Origin of the sequence: Methylobacterium sp. EM32 (assembly GCF_040593685.1) — a bacterium.
Classification (GTDB): Bacteria; Pseudomonadota; Alphaproteobacteria; order Rhizobiales; family Beijerinckiaceae; genus Methylobacterium.
The window spans coordinates 1-18872 of sequence record NZ_JBEXZS010000140.1 but is presented as its reverse complement, the minus strand read 5'-3'; the positions used below and the strand labels follow the sequence as shown (position 1 = coordinate 18872).

At 68.3% G+C, this 18872-nt stretch carries 20 protein-coding genes and 1 pseudogene; 5 read left to right on the top strand and 16 right to left on the bottom strand.

What is annotated here, in order from left to right:
* Window positions 1-65 precede the first annotated feature (65 nt).
* Complete coding sequence (locus ABZT49_RS18370) at window positions 66-1160, bottom strand: extracellular solute-binding protein (protein WP_355287822.1); 1095 nt, start codon at window positions 1158-1160, stop codon at window positions 66-68.
* A 279-nt stretch (window positions 1161-1439) separates the two neighbouring features.
* Here ABZT49_RS18370 and ABZT49_RS18365 point away from each other — a divergent pair, with 279 nt between their 5' ends.
* From ABZT49_RS18365 to ABZT49_RS18355, 3 genes are read left to right on the top strand one after another with little or no spacing between them, the layout of a single operon-like run.
* On the top strand, window positions 1440-2522 hold the full coding sequence (locus tag ABZT49_RS18365) for an ABC transporter ATP-binding protein (RefSeq protein ID WP_355287820.1): 1083 nt from the start codon (window positions 1440-1442) through the stop codon (window positions 2520-2522).
* Window positions 2519-3439, top strand: a complete 921-nt coding sequence (locus ABZT49_RS18360) for an ABC transporter permease (RefSeq protein ID WP_355287818.1) — start codon at window positions 2519-2521, stop codon at window positions 3437-3439. Before ABZT49_RS18365 ends, ABZT49_RS18360 begins: the two co-directional genes overlap by 4 nt.
* A complete protein-coding gene (locus ABZT49_RS18355; RefSeq protein ID WP_355287816.1) occupies window positions 3436-4260 on the top strand; it encodes an ABC transporter permease in 825 nt (274 codons plus the stop codon). The genes ABZT49_RS18360 and ABZT49_RS18355 overlap by 4 nt, the downstream gene beginning before the upstream one ends.
* An 11-nt stretch (window positions 4261-4271) precedes the next feature.
* Here the strand turns inward: ABZT49_RS18355 and ABZT49_RS18350 are convergent, their stop codons facing one another.
* The 9 genes from ABZT49_RS18350 to ABZT49_RS18310 all read right to left on the bottom strand — a co-directional run bounded on the left by ABZT49_RS18350 (window position 4272) and on the right by ABZT49_RS18310 (window position 12487).
* Complete coding sequence (locus ABZT49_RS18350) at window positions 4272-5156, bottom strand: MurR/RpiR family transcriptional regulator (RefSeq protein ID WP_355287814.1); 885 nt, start codon at window positions 5154-5156, stop codon at window positions 4272-4274.
* Window positions 5153-6346, bottom strand: coding sequence for a M20 family metallopeptidase (locus ABZT49_RS18345; protein ID WP_355287812.1), 1194 nt, complete (start codon window positions 6344-6346; stop codon window positions 5153-5155). The genes ABZT49_RS18350 and ABZT49_RS18345 overlap by 4 nt, the downstream gene beginning before the upstream one ends.
* A 46-nt stretch (window positions 6347-6392) precedes the next feature.
* The gene (locus tag ABZT49_RS18340; RefSeq protein WP_355287811.1) at window positions 6393-7520 is read right to left on the bottom strand and encodes an ABC transporter ATP-binding protein; all 1128 of its coding nucleotides are present in this window, start codon (window positions 7518-7520) and stop codon (window positions 6393-6395) included.
* 8 nt (window positions 7521-7528) lie between these two features.
* Entirely contained in the window at window positions 7529-8641 is a 1113-nt protein-coding gene (locus ABZT49_RS18335) for an extracellular solute-binding protein (RefSeq protein WP_355287809.1), read from the bottom strand.
* A gap of 35 nt (window positions 8642-8676) precedes the next feature.
* The gene (locus ABZT49_RS18330; RefSeq protein ID WP_355287807.1) at window positions 8677-9504 is read right to left on the bottom strand and encodes an ABC transporter permease; all 828 of its coding nucleotides are present in this window, start codon (window positions 9502-9504) and stop codon (window positions 8677-8679) included.
* 12 nt (window positions 9505-9516) lie between these two features.
* Complete coding sequence (locus tag ABZT49_RS18325) at window positions 9517-10419, bottom strand: ABC transporter permease (RefSeq protein ID WP_355287805.1); 903 nt, start codon at window positions 10417-10419, stop codon at window positions 9517-9519.
* A complete protein-coding gene (locus ABZT49_RS18320; RefSeq protein WP_355287803.1) occupies window positions 10391-11143 on the bottom strand; it encodes an SDR family NAD(P)-dependent oxidoreductase in 753 nt (250 codons plus the stop codon). The genes ABZT49_RS18325 and ABZT49_RS18320 overlap by 29 nt, the downstream gene beginning before the upstream one ends.
* 154 nt (window positions 11144-11297) lie before the next feature.
* The gene (locus ABZT49_RS18315; protein WP_355287801.1) at window positions 11298-11471 is read right to left on the bottom strand and encodes a hypothetical protein; all 174 of its coding nucleotides are present in this window, start codon (window positions 11469-11471) and stop codon (window positions 11298-11300) included.
* Window positions 11472-11551: 80 nt separating this feature from the next.
* Window positions 11552-12487 (bottom strand): acetamidase/formamidase family protein, encoded by a 936-nt coding sequence (locus ABZT49_RS18310; RefSeq protein ID WP_355287799.1) that lies wholly within the window; start codon window positions 12485-12487, stop codon window positions 11552-11554.
* Between the two features lie 473 nt (window positions 12488-12960).
* Between ABZT49_RS18310 and ABZT49_RS18305 the strand changes: the two genes are divergently transcribed.
* Together ABZT49_RS18305 and ABZT49_RS18300 are read left to right on the top strand one after the other, a co-directional pair.
* Window positions 12961-13719: a toll/interleukin-1 receptor domain-containing protein gene (locus ABZT49_RS18305; RefSeq protein ID WP_355287797.1), complete on the top strand. Its 759-nt coding sequence runs from the start codon at window positions 12961-12963 to the stop codon at window positions 13717-13719.
* Window positions 13720-13868: 149 nt separating this feature from the next.
* Window positions 13869-15257: an ImcF-related family protein gene (locus ABZT49_RS18300; protein WP_355287795.1), complete on the top strand. Its 1389-nt coding sequence runs from the start codon at window positions 13869-13871 to the stop codon at window positions 15255-15257.
* Between the two features lie 28 nt (window positions 15258-15285).
* Here ABZT49_RS18300 and ABZT49_RS18295 read toward each other — a convergent pair whose 3' ends face one another.
* The 6 genes and pseudogenes from ABZT49_RS18295 to ABZT49_RS18270 form a co-directional block, all read right to left on the bottom strand.
* Complete coding sequence (locus ABZT49_RS18295; RefSeq protein ID WP_355287793.1) at window positions 15286-15675, bottom strand: hypothetical protein; 390 nt, start codon at window positions 15673-15675, stop codon at window positions 15286-15288.
* Window positions 15676-16020: 345 nt separating this feature from the next.
* Window positions 16021-16401, bottom strand: coding sequence for an IS66-like element accessory protein TnpA (gene tnpA / locus ABZT49_RS18290; RefSeq protein WP_355287791.1), 381 nt, complete (start codon window positions 16399-16401; stop codon window positions 16021-16023).
* A 72-nt stretch (window positions 16402-16473) separates the two neighbouring features.
* Window positions 16474-16964: pseudogene (locus ABZT49_RS18285) on the bottom strand (transposase); the annotation flags it as partial.
* 157 nt (window positions 16965-17121) lie between these two features.
* Window positions 17122-17736: an invasion associated locus B family protein gene (locus tag ABZT49_RS18280; RefSeq protein ID WP_355287789.1), complete on the bottom strand. Its 615-nt coding sequence runs from the start codon at window positions 17734-17736 to the stop codon at window positions 17122-17124.
* Entirely contained in the window at window positions 17736-18506 is a 771-nt protein-coding gene (locus ABZT49_RS18275) for a SapC family protein (RefSeq protein ID WP_355287787.1), read from the bottom strand. Before ABZT49_RS18275 ends, ABZT49_RS18280 begins: the two co-directional genes overlap by 1 nt.
* Window positions 18507-18575: 69 nt before the next feature.
* A partial coding sequence (locus ABZT49_RS18270; protein WP_355287785.1) for a hypothetical protein occupies window positions 18576-18872 on the bottom strand: 297 nt, incomplete at its 5' end.

The following is an 18872-nucleotide window of genomic DNA, read 5'->3' as shown; positions in this document are numbered from 1 at the left end:
CGGGCAAGCCCGGCGCTCGTGGTTCCGTCAGAGCCTGTTCGACTGTCGAAGACCTGGTCAGGACTTCAGCGTCCGATCTCCTTGTTCCAGGTCTCGACCCACTTCGCCTGGCGCGGCGGGATCTCCTGGAAGGGAGGGAAGATCAGGCGGTCCGGCGCCGTGATCTCGTGCGCGATCTTGGGGTCGAACACCGCGTCCTTGTTGACCACGCCGTAGCGGATCGCGCTGCCGAAGCAGGACTGCGCCTCGGCGCTGAGGGACATGTCGGCGAAGGCGTAGCCGAGGTCGCTGCCGTTCTTGACCTTCTGGATCCAGGTCAGCCCGACGATGACGCCCGGATCGGGATTGACGTACTTGAACTGTGGGTTCTTGTCGTCGATGAACGCCCAGGCGCGGCCGTCCCAGTACATCGCTACGTCGATGTCGCCGCTCCTCAGGCCGTTGAGGACGCCGTTGGGGTCGGTCCACAGGCTGAGATTGCCGCTCTTCTGCATGCGCTTGACGGCGCTCAACCCCGGCGCGACGTCGTCGATGCCGCCGCCATAGAGCGTGGCGAAGCTCCAGACCGATACGGTCAGGCCGCCGCTCGGGTAGTTGACGTTCGGCATGGCGGCCTTCCACTTGCCCGCCACCGTGCCCTCGACGAAGGACTTCCAGTCCTTGGGCGGCTCGGGCACCGTCTCGGTGTTGTAGATGAGGCCCATGCCGCCATAGTTGTGCGGCGCGCCGTAGCCGTCGCCGAGGCCCGCGAAGCGCGGTCCGAGCTTGGCGAGGTTCGGCACCTTGTCCGGGGTGAAGCGGTCGACGAGGCCGCGGTTGATCGCGTCGTAGGCGGTCTCGGACGGGTTGTAGACGATGTCGAGGGGCGGCTTGCCCGGGCTCGCGGCGATCTGGTTCAGCCACTGGATCGGCGCGCCGAGCACCACGTCGACCGTCTTGCCGGTCTTCTTCTGGAACGGCTCGACGACGCAGCGCCGCAGGCTCTGCTCCCAGACGCCCCCGAAGGCCCCGACCACGAGGTCGGCCGCCTGCGCGCCGGAGACGAGTCCGGTGGCGAGGCCGGCCAGGATTGCGAGCCGGAGCCCGGAGGCCCGCGCCGGGCGGGGGCGCCCGCGCGCCGCACCGTCGATCCCCGATCCGTCACCGTGCTGCGCGTCCATGAACCGGCTCCCTCGCTCGGTCTGTGTCGCCGCGAATATTCACTATCATGAACGAGCGCACAACCCGGCATCGACGACAAAGTGCCTGCCTGCCCACGAAATCGTCAGTTGCCCATTCTTTTCACCTTCGGAAATCCGGTGGAAGGCCTATGATTTGGTGCGCGAAAGGTCGCGACGTCCCCGCGATCGCTTGACGATCCTTATTCATTCTAGTGAATATGCGCCGTGAGGGGTCGGACGCGGTCCGGCCGCCGCGCTCCGATCTGCGAGGGCCTGCCGATGACAAGTGCCGTGCCGCTGACGCTGGTCGAGGTCAGCAAGAGCTTCGGGTCGCTCCAGGCCCTCAAGCCGCTGACGCTGGCGATCGGCGGCGGCGAGATGCTGGCGCTGCTCGGGCCCTCCGGCTGCGGCAAGACCACGACGCTGCGGATCGTCGCCGGGTTCGAGGCGCCCGATACCGGGCAGGTGCTGATCGGCGGGGCCGACGTCACCGATCTGCCGCCGAACCGCCGCGGCCTCGGCATGGTGTTCCAGAACTACAGCCTGTTCCCGCACATGAGCGTGGCCGACAACGTCGCCTACGGCCTCAGGATGCGCGGCGTGCCGGCGGCGGAGCGGCGGGTGCAGGTGCGCCGGATGCTCGATCTCGTGCGGCTCGGCCAGTACGAGGACCGCCAGATCCACCAGCTCTCCGGCGGCCAGCAGCAGCGGGTGGCGCTCGCCCGCTCGCTCGTCACCAACCCGTCCGTGCTGCTCCTCGACGAGCCCCTCGGCGCCCTCGACAAGAACCTGCGCGAGCGCATGCAGTTCGAGCTGCGCGAGATCCAGCGCCGGCTCGGCATCACGTCGATCATCGTCACCCACGACCAGGAGGAGGCGCTGACGATGAGCGACCGGGTCGCCGTGATGGCGGAAGGGCGCATCGTCCAGGTCGGCCCGCCGACGGAGGTCTACGACCGCCCGCGCACCCGCTTCGTGTCGGAATTCCTCGGCACCGCCAACATCTTCGCCGGCACGGTCGCGGACCGGGCCGGCCCGCTCGACTGGGCGGTGGCCCTCGACATCGACCGGGCCGCCCCGAGCCTCGTGCGCTCCGACGAGCCCCTGGCCGCCGGCCGCCGGGTGCTGATCGCGGTGCGGCCCGAGCGCCTGGCGATCCGCCCGGCCGGGGAGGGCGAGATCCCGGCCCGGGTGCAGGACGTGGTCTTCCGCGGCAGCTACTTCGCCTACGAGCTCGCGGTGCCGGGGCAGTCCGGCCCGGTCTTCGCCTACAGCCAGTCGCGCCGCGACGTGCCGGCGGACGGGCGCGTCGGCCTGTCCTGGCCGGTCGACGGCGCCATCGTCCTGCAGGATGCCCCATGATCACCGACGTCGAGATGACCGCCGACGCCGAACGCCCCGCGCCGGCTCTGGCGAGCCCCGCGCCGGCGCGCGCCGGGCGCCGGCCCTACCGCCTGGTGCGCTCGCGCTGGACGCTGCCCGTCCTCGTGTTCCTCGGCTTCTTCTTCGTCATCCCGCTCGGCACCAATATCTGGCGCAGCGTCGCGACGGGCGATGCGCTGACGGCCGGGCCGTTCGTCTTCTACGCCAAGCTCCTCGGCGACGCCTACTACGTCGGCATCCTCGCCGAGACGCTCAAGGTCGGGGCGATTGCGACGCTGCTCTGCCTCGTCCTCGGCTACCCGGTCGCCTACTTCATGGTGCGCCATGCCGGGCGCTGGAACGCGCTGATCGTCTTCCTGCTGATCGCGCCGCTCCTGACCTCGATCATCATGCGCACCTTCGGCTGGCGGGTGCTGCTCGCCCGGAAAGGGCCGGTGACGCTGCTCCTGCACGATTGGGGCCTGATCGCCCGGCCGGCGAATCTCGCGGACGATCCGGTGGCGGTCTACGTGGCGCTCGTCCACGTGCTGATCCCGTTCATGGTGCTGTCGATCGTGGCGGTGCTGCAGCAGGTCGACCGGCGGCTGGAGGAATCCTCGCGGGTGCTCGGCGCCGGCCCGCTCGCGACCTTCCTGCGCATCACCCTGCCGCTCAGCCTCGACGGGGTCGCGACCGGCTGCATCCTGGTCTTCGTCGTCGCCAATGGCAGCTTCCTCACCATGCTGCTCCTCGGCGGCGGCAAGGTGACGACGCTCTCGGTGCTGATCTACCAGCAGTTCAACGTGGCGCAGGACACGGGCTTCGCCGCCGCGATGGGCAACCTCCTGCTCTTCGTCGCCTTGATCTGCCTCGCGATCCAGGCCCGCTTCCTGCGCCGCAACGGAGTGAAGGCATGACGAGCGCTGCGCCTATCCTCCGCCGCCGGCGGCCGAACTTCGCCGCCTGGGCGCTTGGCGCCTACGTCGTCCTGTTCCTGGCTTTCATCGTGGCGCCGATCGCCGCGGTGGTGCTGGTGTCGTTCTCCTCGGCCTCGTTCATCACCTTCCCGATCCCCGGCTACACCCTGCGCTGGTACTGGCGGATCCTCGAATACCGGCCGTTCCTCGAAGCGATGTGGGTCTCGGTCGAGGTGGCCATCGCCTCGACGGTGCTGGCCGCCCTGCTCGGCGTCCCGGCGGCCCTGGCGCTCGCCCGGTCCCGCTCGGCCGTCGCCGCGCTGATTGCCAACCTTCTCCTCGCGCCGATCACCGTGCCGGCGATCGTGCTCGGCCTCGCGCTGCTCTACTTCCTGGCGAGCCTGTCGCTCGGCCTGTCGCTGACGGCGCTGGTGATCGCCCACACGGTGGCGGGCATCCCCTACGTCACCCGCACCGTGCTCGCGGTCTACCGCGCCCTGCCGCCCGACCTCGAAGAGGCGTCCGCCGTGCTCGGCGCCACGCGCTGGCAGACCTTCCGCTACACCACGCTGCCCCTGGTACGGCCGGGGGTGTTCGCCGGCGGGCTGTTCGCGGTGCTGACCTCGCTCGACAACCTGCCCCTGTCGTTCTTCTTCGGCAGCGCCACCACCAACACCCTGCCGGTGGTGATGCTGAGCTACATGGAGAACCAGTTCGATCCCTCGATCGCCGCGGTCAGCACCGTGCAGATGCTGATCGCCGTCGTCGCCCTCGTCGTCACCGACCGGGTCTATGGCATCGAGAAGCTGACGGCGGCGTGAGGCGAGGGCCTTCAGCCCAGGAACGTCCCGAACGTCTGGTACAGCCGCTCGCCCCGGCGCAGGATCTCCAGCATCGCCTCGCGCCGGCGCCGGGCGACCGCGCCGACGATCAGGCCGGACAGGCTCATCGCCGCCGTGAACGAATCGAACACCGACTGGCTGCGGGTCTCGATCAGCAGGCGGTGGGTGGCGTGGGGGCAGAGCGGCGAGAGCGGGCTGTCGGTGAGCGCGATCACGTCGCCGCCGAGCTCCCGCAGGCTCGCGGCGGCCCTGGTGGTGTTGGGCGAGTAGCGGCGGATGCTGATCGCGATCAGGAGGTCGTCAGCGTTGAGCCACAGCAGGCGGTCGGCGATGCGCGCCTCGCCGGTCTCGAGCAGCGTGACGTCCGGCAGGCAGAGGTTCAGGTGGGTCTGGATGTAGTAGGCGATCGGGAAGCTGTTCTTCTCGCCGATGACGTAGATCCGGCCGCGCCCGGCGCAGAGCCGCGCGACGATCGCCTCGATCTCGCGATCCGAGACCGCCGCGAACGTGGCGCGGATGTTGTCGATCTCGGTCTCGAGGGTCCGGGCGGTGATCTCGCCCTGCGACACGCCGTCCTCCGGCAGCCGGACCCGCTCGGCGGGGGAATGCAGCTTGCGCGACACTTCCCGGCGCACCTCCTGCTGCACCTCCTGGAAGCTCGCATAGCCGAGCTTGGCGAACAGCCGCACCACGGTCGCGGCGCTCACCCCCGTCGCCCGCGCCATCGCCGAGGCGCTGTCGAGACAGGATTCGGGATAGTGGGCGATCACGTAGCGGGCGATCTCAGTCTCCCGGGCGGTGAGCGCGTCGCGCCCGGATTCGAGCCGGTCGAGCAGGGTCGGGGCGTCGGCGGCGAGGCCCGTCGCCGTGCTCACGCCAGGGACACTTGGGTTTGGGAGGCTCGGGAGGACGATGCCCGGAGGATCGTCAGCGCCGCGGCCTGGGCCCGCGGCACCATCGTGTCGAGCCGGCAATATTCCTCGGGCGTGTGGGCACCGCCACCGACCGGGCCGGTGGCGCAGAGGGTGGGCGCGCCGACGGAGGCGGTGAAGCCGCTATCGGCCGAGCCGCCGGTGAACTCGCCCTCGACCGAGAACCCGACGTCGCGGGCGCAAGTCTCGTAAAGGGAGAACAGCGTCCGGCCCGCCTCGCTCTCGACGAGGGGCAGGAAGCCGGCCTCGTCGACGATCCGCGCGCGCGTGCCCGCCGGCTCGTCCTCGGAGACGATGGCCTCGATCGCCTGGCGCACGGCGCGCATCGCCGCGTGGTCGCGAAAGCGCACGTCGATCTCGAGTCCCGCCTGCGGCGCCACCGTGTTGACCGTGACGCCGCCTGAGGCCAACCCGACATTCACCGTGGTGCCGGCCGCGAGGTCTTGGAGCGCGTGCAGCTTCAGGATCTTGCGGGCCATCGCGTCGATCGCGCTCGCACCCTTGCCGGGCTCGACGCCGGAATGTGCGGCCCGGCCGGTGATCGCGACGCGCAGGAAGAGCGCGCCCTTGCGCCGCGTCACGACGTTGCCGGAGGCCCGGCCCGGCTCCGCGTTGAGGACGAGGGCGGCGCCGCGCGCCGCCGCCTCGATCACCGGCCGCGAGACCGGCGAGGCGATCTCCTCGTCGCCGGTGCAGAGCAGCGAGAGCGGCATCGGCGCGCCGCCGGTCGCCGCGAAGGCCTGGGCCACGAACAGGTTCATCACCAATCCGGCCTTCATGTCGGCGACGCCCGGACCGGTGGCGACGCCGTCGGCGATCCGGAACGGCCGCTCGGCCGCGGTGCCGGCGGGAAACACCGTGTCCATGTGGCCGAGGAGCAGGGCGTGACCTCCGGGCACATCGCCCGGCAGCTCGGCGAGGAGGTTGTCGCCGTGATGCGCGTGGGCGATCACCCGCGCCGGGATGCCAGCCCCGGCGAGGCTCCGGCGCAGGACCGCGCCGACCCGGTCGATCCCTGGCTTGTCCCGGCTGCCGCTGTCGATCGCGACGATCTCGGCGAGGAGATCCGTCATGGCGTCGTGCCGGTCGGCGAGCCAGGCGAGCACCGCGCGCTCGCGGTCGTTCAGCGTCATCGTTCCGCGATCCTTCGCAGATTGCGCAAGCAGGGCCGCCTCGGTGTCACACCGCGCGGGCGAAGACCAGCATGTTCTCCGGGCGGAATCCCAGGGTGACCGGGCTGCCCAGGACCGGGGCCTCGCCGTGCCCGTCGCCGTTCGACGCCATGGCGATCAGGGTCTCGCCGGCACCGATATCGACGTGGTGGTAGGTGACGGCACCGGTATAGACGCTGTGGCGCAGGGTGCCGGAGACCAGCGCCCGGCCGGGCCGGGCGTCGGCCGGCGGGTTGAGCTCGACCTTCTCGGGCCGCACCACGAGGTCGACCGCCTGGGCCGCCGCCAGGCCTGCCTCGGCCGGCACCCGGATGGTCTGGCCGGAGCGCATCGTCACCGTGGCGGTGCCGGCCTCGACCGCCTCGATGCGGCCCGCAACGGCGTTGGTGAAGCCAATGAAGTCGGAGACGAAGCGGCTGCGCGGCCGCTCGTAGACCTCAGCCGGCGTGCCGGTCTGGACCACGCAGCCGGCCTCCATCACCACGACGCGGTCGGACAGGGTGAGGGCCTCCTCCTGGTCGTGGGTGACGAAGACCGTGGTGATGCCGACCTCGCGCTGGAGCTGCCGGATCTCGACCTGCATCTGCTCGCGCAGCTTACGGTCGAGGGCGGCCAGCGGCTCGTCGAGGAGCAGCACGCTCGGCCGGGTCACGATGGCGCGGGCGAGCGCGACGCGCTGGCGCTGGCCGCCCGACAGTTGCGACGGCCGCCGGTCGGCGAGGGCGGTGAGCCGGACCTGCGCCATCGCGGCGGCGACCTTGGCGTCGATCTCGGCCCGGCCCTCGCGCCGCATGGCGAGGCCGAAGGCGACGTTCTCGGCCACGCTCATGTGCGGGAACAGGGCGTAGTTCTGAAAGACCATGCCGATGTTGCGCTTCCACGGCGCGACGTCGTTGACGAGCCCGCCGCCGATGCGGATCTCGCCGGCATCCGGGTGCTCGAGCCCGGCGATCATCCGGAGCGTCGTGGTCTTGCCGCAGCCCGAGGGCCCGAGGAAGCTCACGATCTCCCCGGGCCGGATCGCCAGGGACACGTCCCGGACCGCCGGGACCGCGCCGTACCACTTGCGCACGCCGCGCAGGTCGACGCCGACGGCGTCGGGAGAAGGGGCGGGAGAAGGGGGAAGAGAGGTCATCGCGCGCCTCAGCCCTTGAGCGTCCGGTCGATCAGGTTCTTGAGCCGCGGCATCTCGGCGCCGAGCTTGACGAAGTCCGGCCGCACCAGCTTGGCCACCGCGTCCGCCGCCGTGACGATCGCCGGATTGCTCTTGAGGGCGTCCGGCACCGCGACCCGGGTGCTCGCCGGCGAGTAGAAGCCGCGCTCGATCCAGGCGCGTTGGCACTCGTCGGAGAGCCAGGTGTTGAGGTAGCGCTGGGTCAGCTCGCTCACCGCCGGCGAGAATCCGGCGCAGAGCTGCATGTGACCGGTCCACTGCACCGCGCCCTCCTTCGGGATGGTGAAGGCGACGTTCTTGCCCTGGGACTTCGCCATCGCGGTCCAGGAGCCCCAATGCGGCGCGAGCCACACCTCGCCGCGATGGACCAGGTCCTCCTCGGCGGTCGGCGAGTTCACCCAGGCGCCGATATTCTCCTTGTGGGGCGCCCAGGCCTTGATGCCCTCCTCGACGCTCGGCCCCTTGCCGGTGACGACGCCCGCCATGACGTAGGTGTCGTAATAGGCGTCCCACATCGACACCCGGCCCTTGTATTTGGGGTTCCAGAGGTCGGTCCAGGATTTCGGCTCCTCGACCTTGTCCGGATTGTACATGATGCCCCAGGGCGTCAGGTGGAACGGGATGCCGAAGCCGCCGGGGGTGGAGAGGCCCGGGGGCAAGGCGGCGGCGTTCGGCACCAGGGCGGGATCGATCTTCGCCCACATCTTGTCGTTGAGGCCGCGCTGGGCGAACAGGTCGTTGACCATCGCGCCGCTGACCACCGGGTTGCCGCGCTGGGCCAGCATCTTCGGGTAGGCGACGGCGTTCGAGGCGGCCTCGAACGCCACCTCGGTCTTCGGCGCCTCCTTGCGGAAGGCCGGCAGGGTGACGTCGCGCAGGATGTCCGGGACGATGCCGGGCTGGGACAGGATCACCAGCTTGGCGACCTCGGCGGCCGGAGCCTGGGCCAGGGCCTCGGCGAAGGACAGGAGCGAGGTGCCGGCGGCGCCCGCGCCGACCAGCCCCTTCAGGAGCGAGCGGCGGTGGGGATGGCCCGCGAAGGCGGCGAGGAGGTCGTCGGTCTCGGCCATGGTCTTCAGCATCCCGTTGCTGCGCGAAGGGGGGAGGGGAGGCGCTTTCAGCCGCCGAACTGCTTGCCGAGGCCGACGAGGCGCTCGATGATCAGGATCGCCAGACTGGTCAGGGCGAGCAGCACCGTCGAGATCGCTGCCAGCGTCGGGTCGAGGGTGAACTCGCTGTAATTGTACATCTCGAGCGGCAGGGTCATCACGCCGGGGCCGACCAGGAACATCGACACCGTGAACTCGTCGAACGAGATGATCAGCGCGAAGGTCGCGCCGGCGAGCAGCCCCGGGCGCAGCATCGGCAGCGTCACGTGGCGGAAGGCCTGCCAGCGGTCGGCCCCGAGGGTGTGGGCCGCCTCCTGGTAGCTGCGGTCGATCTCCGACAGGGTCGCGACCGCGGTGCGCAGGATGTAGGGCAGCGTCAGCACGACATGGGCCAGCGCCAGGCCCCAGAAGCTGCGCAGGAGCCCGAGCGGGGTCATCACCAGGGCGAGCGCCGCCGCGAGCACGATGGCCGGGAAGACCAGCGGGGTCATGAACAGCATCAGGAGGGCGTCGCGGCCGGGAAAGGTGTGGCGCACGAACGCGATCGCGGCGAGCACGCCGGCCACCATCGAGATCGCGGTCGCGACCAGAGCCACCCCGGCGCTGAGCGCGAAGGCGCTGAGGAATTCCGGCCTGGCCCAGATGTTGGCGAACCAGTGCAGCGAGAATCCGCGGGGCGGGAAGGTGAGCGACACGTCGCTGCTGAAGGCGAGCGGCACCACGATCAGCACCGGCAGGGCCAGGAACAGGATGACGAGGCCGACATAGGCCGCGAGCAGGCGCTCGCCGCGGGGCACCGCCTGGACGGGCGGGGCGGGGAGATCGTGAGCGGCCATGATGGTGCTCCTTCAGCGGCGGGCGTGGCGGCGCAGGAACAGGCCGTAGGCGGCGAGCACCACGAGGGTGCCGGAGGTCAGGATCATCGCCGCCGCGGCACCGGTCGGCCAGTCGACCAGCACCACCATCTGCTCGTGGATGGTGACCGCGAGCACGCTGACCTGCCCGCGCCCGAGCATCACCGGGGTGACGAAGGCGCCGACCGTGAGGCAGAACACGATGACCGAGCCCGAGGCGATGCCCTGGACCGAGAGCGGCAGGGCGACCTTGAGGAAGCGGCGCAGCGGATCGGCGCCCAGCACCGTCGCGGCCTCGAGGCAGGACCGGTCGATCTTGCCGACCACCGCGGCGACCGAGAGGATCATGAACGGCAGGAGGATGTGGACCATGCCCAGCACCACGCTCCAGAAGCCCTGCATCAGCTTGAGCGGCTCGTCGATCACGCCGAGGCCGCGTAGAATCGCGTTCACCAGGCCCTCGTTGCCGAGGATGATCGTCCACCCTAAGGTGCGCGTGATGATGCTGACGAGCAGCGGCGCGATGATCCCGAGGAAGATCAGGTGCTTGCGCCGCGAGGAGGAGCGCGCGAGGTACCAGGCGACCGGAAAGCCCAGAACCGCGGTGATCAGCGTGACCACGCCGGCGAGCAGGAAGGTGCGCCCGATGATGCGCAGGTAGTAGGCGTCGGAGAGGACGGCGCGGTAATGGTCGAGGGTGTAGCCGGTCGGGTCGGGGAAGCGGTCCTGGAGCGAGACCTGCAGCATCGTCAGGCACGGCCACAGCAGCCCGGCCGCCAGGATCAGGAGGCCCGGCGCCAGCAGCAGGCCGAGCCCGAAGGCCTGGCGGTGGATGGTCCGCCGCGGCGGGGCGGCCGCGAAGGGGACGTCAGTTGACCCACTGACCGCCATCGACATCGATGATCTCCCCGGTGAGAAAGTTCGGCTCGACGGTGGCCAGGAAGGTGATGACCACGGCCACGTCCTCGGGCGTGCCGATGCGGCCGAGGGGAATCGTGTTGGTGATCGCTTCGCGGTTCGCCGCGATCAGGCCGGAGGTCAGCGCCGTCTCGATCGAGCCCGGGCAGACCGCGTTGACGCTGATCGCCGGCGCCAGCTCCTTGGCGAGGGCGCGGGTCATGCCGAGGATGCCGGCCTTGGCGGTGCAATAGGCGAACTTGCTCACCGCCGAGCGGGCGCCGCCGGTATTGGCGCTGACCGACGAGACGTTGACGATGCGCCCGCGCCCGGCCGCCAGCATCGCCGGCGCCACGCTCTTGCACCAGTTGAAGCAGCTCTTGAGGTTGACCGCGATCGTCCGGTCGTACTCGTCCTCCGAGATGTCGATCAGGGATTTCGGCTGCGAGATTCCCGCATTGTTGACCAGCACGTCGATGCGCCCGAACCGGTCGAGGCAGGTCGCGGCGTGGGCGCCGACGGCCGCGAAGGCGCTGACGTCGCCCGGCAGCGGCAGGATTGTGGCGCCGGCCGCTTCGAGCCGCGCGATCCCCGCGGCGAGGTCGGGCCCGTCGAGGTCCGAGACGGCGATGCGGTAACCCTTCTCGGCGAGGGCGAGGGCGGTCGCGAGGCCGATGCCCCGCGCCCCGCCCGTCACGATCGCCACAGGAGCGGACACGGACATGCACTGTCCTCCGAGGCTGCGGGCGGCGCGAGGGAAGAAGAGCCCGCCGATGCAATGATCATTGCATCGGCGATTGCGAGCGTAAAGCTCATTTCATGAGCGCGGTCGCGTGCAACTGGCGCGATGACCGGCAGCTGTCCTGCCCGCGCCCGGCTCACCTCAGGAACGCGACGTCCGTCGTGCGGGCATGGTCGTTCAGGCCGCCATCCTGCACGACCAGGATGCGGGCGCGGGATGCGCCCTCGTCGTAGTGCGAGTGCGGTGCGCCCGGCGGCGTCGTCAGGGTCGCCCACGGGGTCCAGTCGCAGTGGGCGCCGTCGATCGGCACGGCGCAGCCGGATCACGACCGGCACTACAAACGGGCGGGCGGGTTCTCCACGAAAATCGCCAGGCCCGACATAGATCGCCTCACCGCACCAGGTAGTCCTTGCGCAGCATGCAATGCACGCCCTTGTGCTGGTTGACCGTCTGCGTCACCCGCAGGTCGGCGGCGATGCTGCACAGGGCGTAGGCCTCGTCGCGGGTGATGCCGGCGCGGGCGACCACGAGGTCGATCATCTCGCGCAAAGCGCGCTCGGCGCAGCGGTCGAGGTCGGGATCGAGGCCCATCGTGATCACGTGGGTCGGTGTCTCGGCCCGGGGCGTCGTGAGTCGCAGGTCCCGGCGCAGGACGAACTCGAAGGTGCCCGAGAGCGCGGTCTCGATCGCCGTGACGTTGACCTCGCCGTCACCCTGCGCGCCGTGCCCGTCGCCGCAGGAGAACAGCGCGCCCTCGGTGAAGACCGGCAGGAAGAGCGTGGTGCCGGCGGTGAGTTCCTTGTTGTCGAGGTTGCCGCCGAAGGCGCGCGGGATGATCGAGGTGCAGCGCCCCCAGGCCGGCGGCGGGGCGACCGCCATCACGCCGAAGAACGGCGACAGCGGGATGTCGAGCCCCCAGGGCATCCGGGCGGTCAGCCGCTCGCGGTCGAGGGGGATGTTCATCTGGTGGAGGACCGGGAAGTCGTCCGGCAGGGTGCCGGCGAGCGGCCGATGGCGGTTGTAGCCCCAGTCCTGGCGCAAGGACACGTCGAGGATCCGCACCTCCAGCACGTCGCCGGGCCGCGCTCCCTCGATCGCCACCGGACCGGTCAGGATGTGGCCCTGGGGGATGCCGGTCTCGGCGGCGTGGATCGCCCGCAGCTCCGGCGGCACGTGGAAGCCCGCCGGCGGCAGGGCGTCGGGCCCGCCCGAGACGGTCTCGATCGTGACCCGCTCGCCGCTGCGGACCGTGAGGACCGGCGGGACGCCCGCGTCGAGGTAGCCCCAGCGGCAGGTCTCGGGCGAGGCGGTCAGGCGATGGGGCATGCGGCGGGATCCGGGATCGGCGGGCAGGAGGCCGCAGCATTGCGCGCCGGCGGCGGCGCGTCGAGAGCCGCCGATCCGGACACGGCCCCGTACGACGGCACCGTGCAGCCACTTTGATAAGGCAAGCTAAAACTGAAGTGAATCGCCATACAAATAAGACGCTTCTCGGAAAATAATCATCAAAATACGATTGTAATTCTTGATATCGCACCTCGCATAATACGATTTTTCATAAGCAATCATGGCGAATATGAATAATATATTATTTAACAGGAATTCGGAGGTATTTTCGCTTCTCCCGTGTTCAAAATCCGCCAATGGGCTTACTATCATATTTAGGAGGAGGTGTTATGAGATACGTGGTTCGGAGCTTATTTTGAGATCCAGTCCAATAAATGGTCTATGTTATCGTCAAGCTTGTGTCGAGTTGAGGGCAATTATGTAAAAGTTACGAATATCCAGGGATTTGTACAATGTCATGCAAGATTATAATATCCTATAGGAGGTCCGACTCTGGCGGAATAACCGGAAGAATTTCTGATCGCTTAAAAAAAAGATATGGAAGTAAAAATGTTTTTATAGACATCGATAGCATTCCATTTGGGATAGAATTCAGCGAATATACACGGGCTGCGATTAGTAAATGCGATGTGATGCTAGCTGTGATTGGCCCTCGATGGACTGGCGATTCGTCTGGCGAAAGAATCAGAGACTCGAATGATCCCGTCCGAATCGAAATCGAAGAAGCTCTAGGTCTGAAAATTCCAATTGTTCCTGTACTGATCGATCACACAACAACGCCCAAATCTGAAGAACTACCCGAGTCTATGAAGAATATTTGCAAGATAAACGCCGTAAATTTAAGTTCTGGTATTGATTTTGATATTCATATGATTCGTATAACGAAGATTATAGATAGAATATTGAAAGATAAACGGAATATATATTCGTTTTATAATTTCTTCAATAATCTAAATGCTCCTCAATTAACAAACAATCCCTTGCATTCCAGCTCGATTGAGGCAAATCGTCAGCGACGAATTACGATAAAATATAAATCAAGAATTCAAATTATTTCGAATTACATTAATATATCTTCCATCTGCATTTTATCTTTATTGTGGTACGTTATGTACTTGAGCGTTAGTCAAGATGCAGAAACTGTAGCGGGAACATTAGCGTCCATTCACCCACAAACCGAGATGATTATCAAACGAGTGTTAAGCAAATAGGATCATCAATAGGTGGAATGATGGAATTATTCAGGAATATAAAAACATTCCTTTCGTTTGCTAGCATACCTTTAATCTCGGCTTGTTTATTGACAGCAATATGGGAGAGCTATTTAACGAACAGCAAGTTGGTCCGGCAAACTGAAGCCATGCTCGCCCACTACAGAGGAGACGCGACTTACATCCTGAGCGAGCCGATCGTGGCGGACCGGCAGTTCGGACGAGTGTTGCCGCTTCTTAATACTCTGCGCTACATGCCCGCTGGCTACGCTTCGCGCGACGAGACGGCGCCCGTTCTTGCGGGCTTCGGCCTGAGCCAGTACGGCCGCCTGAAGTCAGCCGCCTTGACGGCCTATCAGGTCGGTCTTGAGCGCATGCTGCGACCGCGACTAATCTTCCGCCTGGAGGAGCAGCTTGATGCTAGCCGCAACAGCCCGAGCGTCCTTTTCGAAGCGCTGAAGGTCTACCTGATGATTGGCGGGCGTCCCGAGGCCCCGCTTGACCGCGACCTTGTGATCGCCTGGATGCGGCGCGACTGGGCCGAGAACCTCTTCCCTGGACAGGGCTTCGCCCGGGGCCGCGAATTACTTGAGGAGCACCTGCGGGCCATGCTCGACCTTGAGACTGGCGCCCCCTTTTTCTCGATCAACGCGTCCTTAGTCGAGGACTGCCAGCGCATCCTCGCGGGGCTGAGCGTCGCCGAGCGGGCCTACGAGATCCTGAAGTCGGACGCGCGCACCGCGGTGCAGCGTGACTGGACGGCGGTGCGTGCCGGCGGCCCTGACACCATCATGGTGTTCGAGGCAGTGGGCGGTGACCTCGATAGCGTGCGCGTACCCTTCTTCTTCACCTATGCGGGTTTTTACGAGGCCTTCATCGACCGCTTCGGCGACGTTAAGGAGGCGGTGGACCGGGACCGCTGGGTGCTCGGCCCGGCCGGCGAGCAGCCGGGCGCCCGGGAGCAATACCGCTCGCTGTTTAGTGACCTGCTGAAGCTCTACGGCCGCGACTTCGTCCCGGCCTGGAACCAGGCTCTCGCGCTTCTGAAGTTGCGCTCGCTGTCCAGCGACATGCCGCGCTACCTTGCCCTGCAGGCGGTCGCCTCGCCAACCTCGCCGTTCAAGAGGGTGATCGAGTCGCTGCGGGACGAGACTTGGCTTACTCGGGAGCGCTCGGCCGCGAGCAAGTCTCCCTCGGGGCTGCTGATCCTTGCGCTCTCCAACAACGCGGTGTCTGTCGGCAACATGGAGGCTGCCTTCAGGCAGTTTCACTACCTCGTTGTAGGCTCGCCGGGCGAGCGGACCGTTGACGAGGTCATCGACATCCTCAACGGGATCAAGAACGCGGCGCTCACCGCCCTCGTCCCCGCAGAGACTCAGGCTGCCAACGCCACGCTTATTACCAAGATCCGGGCGCTGCGCTCGGTGGCGCCCCGCTTCCCAACGCTGTTTGAGCTAATGCTCCAACAGGTCGCCAACGAGTTCGAGAGCATGATCAACAATGCATCACCGAATTTCCCAAGGACAAATCTGAAATAAATGGCAGCCTCACTGAGCGATTGAGGCGTCATGGTGCGATCCCCGTCTGGCCGGCCTTGGCTCGCCGCGCGGCGTCGCCCTTGATCACGCGGGGGTCGTTGCGGTCGCGGGCTCGGGTGAGCACACCGACGAGCTGCGTGCCGGGCAAGCCGGCCTCGAGCGCGATGTCGCCGGTCGCCTTCAGGGTCTCGGCGTAGAGGTTGAGCACCTGCTCGAAGCGGGCCGGAGTCGAGGCCGGGACCGCGGGCTCCGACGCGGGCTTGGCGGTCTTCGTCGGCGCCTTGCGATCGGGGGCGCGCTCCAGGCACGCCGCATCGCCGCGGACCACGCGCTGATCCCGGGCCGTGCGGCCGTTGGCGATGAAGGTCGAGGCGGTGGCCGGGTCGATGCCGAGCTTCGCGCCGATCTCGCGAGCCAACAGGAACGAGCTGGCTTAGGCGTTCAGCACCATGTCCTTTCGGTTCGGCGGGGCCGGTGGTGGCGCGGAGGTGTAGCAGGCAACGACAGTTGCAGGCCGAGCGGCTCGAAGCGACGCAGGTGGTGCCGGCGCGGGCGCGGGAGGCTTTGGCGCTGGAGACACCGCCGGTGGCTCCACAGCCGCGGGAGCATCTACGGGCGGCACCGTCACGAGGTCGGGCAGCGGCACCCAGAACGGATCGCGGGCCAGATGGTCTTGGACGAGGGCGGCCAGCCCGTCGAAGCCCTTGCGCATGTCGGGGTGCCCGGTGGGCCAGCCAGACGCGCGAGCCGGACGGGACGGGGATCATCGACCGAGCAGCGCGGCGATCGCGCCCCGCAGGAGCGTCAGGTCCGCCCCGGCTGCAGCCCGCACCCGATGCCCGCCCGACAGCTCGATCTCGATCAGGCCCGACCCGGCCGGCACGCCGGCTGCCGTCGTGACCGGGGGCGGCAGCGCGAGCGGGGTGAAGGTCGGTGGGGCAACCGAGGCCTGCCGCTCGGCCAGCAAGGCGCGCCGCCATCGGAACAGCAGGCTGGAGTGCAGACCATGCCGGCGCGCCACCTCCGAGGCGGTTGTAGCGGGGTCGTCCGCCTCAGCCAGGATGGCGCGCTTCTGCTCGGGCGACCAGACGCGGCGCGTGCCCGCAACGACGACGTGAGGAGAGTTGGTCGTAGGTCCAGACACAGGGCCGATACAGCGCCATCTGACGCCAGCACCTGTATCCAGAGCAAAGCACTACAGGCACAAGCCGGCCGTCACCGAGCGCTTACTCTCCGCCTGCACCGCGCACGTCAGCGCGCCGACCGGGATGCGGTCGTCCACGTTCGCCGGCGTGACGTGCCCGGGCGTGTCCACCGCCAGCTGCACCTTCGAGCCGCGCTTGCGCCGGCTCCGCCGTAGCCCGCCCGCTCGCCGCTCTCGGGCGACGAGCGTTGGGTCCGGCTGTCCAGGATCACCGCAGACGGCGCCGGCTCGCGTCCCGCCGCCTCCCGCAGGTCGCCGGCGACCTCGGAAAAGCAATCGGCCGCCAACCAGCGCTGGGTCTGCTGGTAGACCGCCGCCCAGGGCAGCAGGTCGTGCGGCAAGTAGCACCACGGTGCGCCGCTCTTCACGATGCAGCGCAGCCCGTTGAACACCTCGTGCAACTCGTGATCGCGCTGGCCCGAATCCTCGCGCAGAAGCGCTCGGTACGGCGCAACCACCGCCCATTCTACATCGGACGGGTAGGCGGGGCGATCGGCGCTCATTCCCCTCGACGCTCACGCTATGGCATAGGTTCATAACACACTTCAGGGCAATCCCACGACGACCTCGTGTGCAGTGACGGCAAGCGGACCTGCACCGGCCACCGGCCGCTCGCGCGGCGGCGCGACCCGGATGCGTTCCCGGGTCGTGGATAGCGGCTCAGATCTTCTCCTTCGCGAGCGCGTCCAGCGCCGGGCCGAACCCGCGCAGGGACAGCGACACGGCCACCTCGCGCCCGTCCGCATCCTTGAACGCGATCCGGCCCGCATCCTCGGTCTTGCGCCAGTTGCCCAGCACCGCCTCCGTCGCCGCCCCATCCGCCACGCACGCGCCGGGGTTGCACCGCCGCCACGCCAGGTCGAGGCCGCTCTTCGCGTCCTTCACCTCCGCCACCCGCACGCTCGAGGGGAAGCTGACATTGGCGGGCAGCAGCACCGTCATGCGCAGGCCGTCCTGCCCCGGCAGGCGGCCGATCGCGATCTGCGCCACCGGGGCCGGCTGGCCCTGCGCCTGGATCGTCTGCGACACCTCGCAGACGCGGCCCGCGTTGTCGCCGGCGAGCCGCTGGCAGCGCAGGACCCAGTCGCCGTAGGTGGCGGTCGTCAGCCCGGGCTCGGCCGGGACCGTCGGCGCGGCCTCGGCGGCCGGCTTGGCGCGCGGGGACTGGGCCTGCGCCGGCATCGACGCTGCGACGGCGAGCAGGCCGGAGGCGACGAGGGCGGAGCGGAGAACGAGGCGCATGTCGCGCGGGGAGGACAGGAGAGACGGAGGCATCAGGCAGCATCATCCATGGGAGCGGCAGGCGCCGTGGGGGGAGAGCCAGGCACGAGGAAGTCCGAGAGGGCCTGCAGGCTGACGAGGTGGGCATAGATCGTCGCCAGCCAGCCCTCGCGGCGAAGCCGGGCGAAGGCGTCCTCCGGCAGCGCGGCCAGGGCGGCCTCGTCGATGCCGAGCGCGCCGTGCAGGACGTGGCTCTCGCCGGTCAACGGGTGATGGACCTGGATGGTGAGAGCCCGCAGCAGCTTGAGATCCTGCAAGAGGCGCCCGAAGGCGGCGGTGCGCCGGGCGGACTCGGCGTAGTCGGCGACGAGGCGGATCCGCTCCTGCAGCAGCGGCGTCTCCCGGCCATCCCCGGTGAACAGCGGCAGGCTCGCCTCCGCCGGATCGGCGGCGTCGCGACGAAGGAGGTCGGTCTCGGTGTCGATGCAGACAAGAGGCTCGCTGCCCTCGCTCTCGCCCATGATGAAGGGGTAGCGGCGCAGGTAGGCGGGCAGGTAGCGGCCGGTCCAGGTGCCGGCGTCGTCGATCAGCGCGCACTGTCCCGGCGCGGCCCCGACGAGGAAGACCGGCACGGGGCCGAGGCTCTCGGGCAGGAAGACGACGGGCAGGTGGCGGCAGGCGGCGCCGATCTCCTCGGCCAGCGCCGGGACGATGTGGCTCGCTCGGGCGAAGGCGAAACGTTGCGGCTGGGCGAGGTGCCAGGCGCGGTGGGCGTCACGGTCGAGGGGGATGACCGAGCGGTAGAACAGCGGCAGGGACGTCATGCACAGGGACTCATGCGAACGAAGTCATGGACGCGGCCCCGGCGGGATGGCCCGCTGGGGCCCCGTTCCTCAGGGGGTGGGCAGGACGGCCTCGGCGCGAGGGCCGTTGGTGGCGCCGAGCGGCCGGGTGAGGAGGCCGGTCGGCGCGACGACGAAGCAGCCGCCCGCGCCCGTCAGGCAGACCACGGTCTTGTCGAACCGGGGATCGGCGACGGAGGCCGGTCCGGACAGGACGGGATTGCCGACGATCCGGGCCGTCGCCGTGGCAGATCCGTCGGGTAAGAAGGTCGACCGCTCGACGGTGCTGGCGACGATCGGGGTGATGAAGGCGGCCGTGGGCTGCGGCGCGGCGGCGGGGGTGGGGGC

Bases quoted from the DNA above. Each gene is read 5' to 3' on its own strand.
- ABZT49_RS18370 (WP_355287822.1), bottom strand. From the start codon at position 1,160: ATGGACGCGCAGCACGGTGACGGATCGGGGATCGACGGTGCGGCGCGC.
- ABZT49_RS18365 (WP_355287820.1), top strand. From the start codon at position 1,440: ATGACAAGTGCCGTGCCGCTGACGCTGGTCGAGGTCAGCAAGAGCTTC.
- ABZT49_RS18360 (WP_355287818.1), top strand. From the start codon at position 2,519: ATGATCACCGACGTCGAGATGACCGCCGACGCCGAACGCCCCGCGCCG.
- ABZT49_RS18355 (WP_355287816.1), top strand. From the start codon at position 3,436: ATGACGAGCGCTGCGCCTATCCTCCGCCGCCGGCGGCCGAACTTCGCC.
- ABZT49_RS18345 (WP_355287812.1), bottom strand. From the start codon at position 6,346: ATGACGCTGAACGACCGCGAGCGCGCGGTGCTCGCCTGGCTCGCCGAC.
- ABZT49_RS18340 (WP_355287811.1), bottom strand. From the start codon at position 7,520: ATGACCTCTCTTCCCCCTTCTCCCGCCCCTTCTCCCGACGCCGTCGGC.
- ABZT49_RS18335 (WP_355287809.1), bottom strand. From the start codon at position 8,641: ATGCTGAAGACCATGGCCGAGACCGACGACCTCCTCGCCGCCTTCGCG.
- ABZT49_RS18330 (WP_355287807.1), bottom strand. From the start codon at position 9,504: ATGGCCGCTCACGATCTCCCCGCCCCGCCCGTCCAGGCGGTGCCCCGC.
- ABZT49_RS18325 (WP_355287805.1), bottom strand. From the start codon at position 10,419: ATGTCGATGGCGGTCAGTGGGTCAACTGACGTCCCCTTCGCGGCCGCC.
- ABZT49_RS18320 (WP_355287803.1), bottom strand. From the start codon at position 11,143: ATGTCCGTGTCCGCTCCTGTGGCGATCGTGACGGGCGGGGCGCGGGGC.
- ABZT49_RS18310 (WP_355287799.1), bottom strand. From the start codon at position 12,487: ATGCCCCATCGCCTGACCGCCTCGCCCGAGACCTGCCGCTGGGGCTAC.
- ABZT49_RS18305 (WP_355287797.1), top strand. From the start codon at position 12,961: ATGTCATGCAAGATTATAATATCCTATAGGAGGTCCGACTCTGGCGGA.
- ABZT49_RS18300 (WP_355287795.1), top strand. From the start codon at position 13,869: ATGCTCGCCCACTACAGAGGAGACGCGACTTACATCCTGAGCGAGCCG.
- ABZT49_RS18280 (WP_355287789.1), bottom strand. From the start codon at position 17,736: ATGCCTCCGTCTCTCCTGTCCTCCCCGCGCGACATGCGCCTCGTTCTC.
- ABZT49_RS18275 (WP_355287787.1), bottom strand. From the start codon at position 18,506: ATGACGTCCCTGCCGCTGTTCTACCGCTCGGTCATCCCCCTCGACCGT.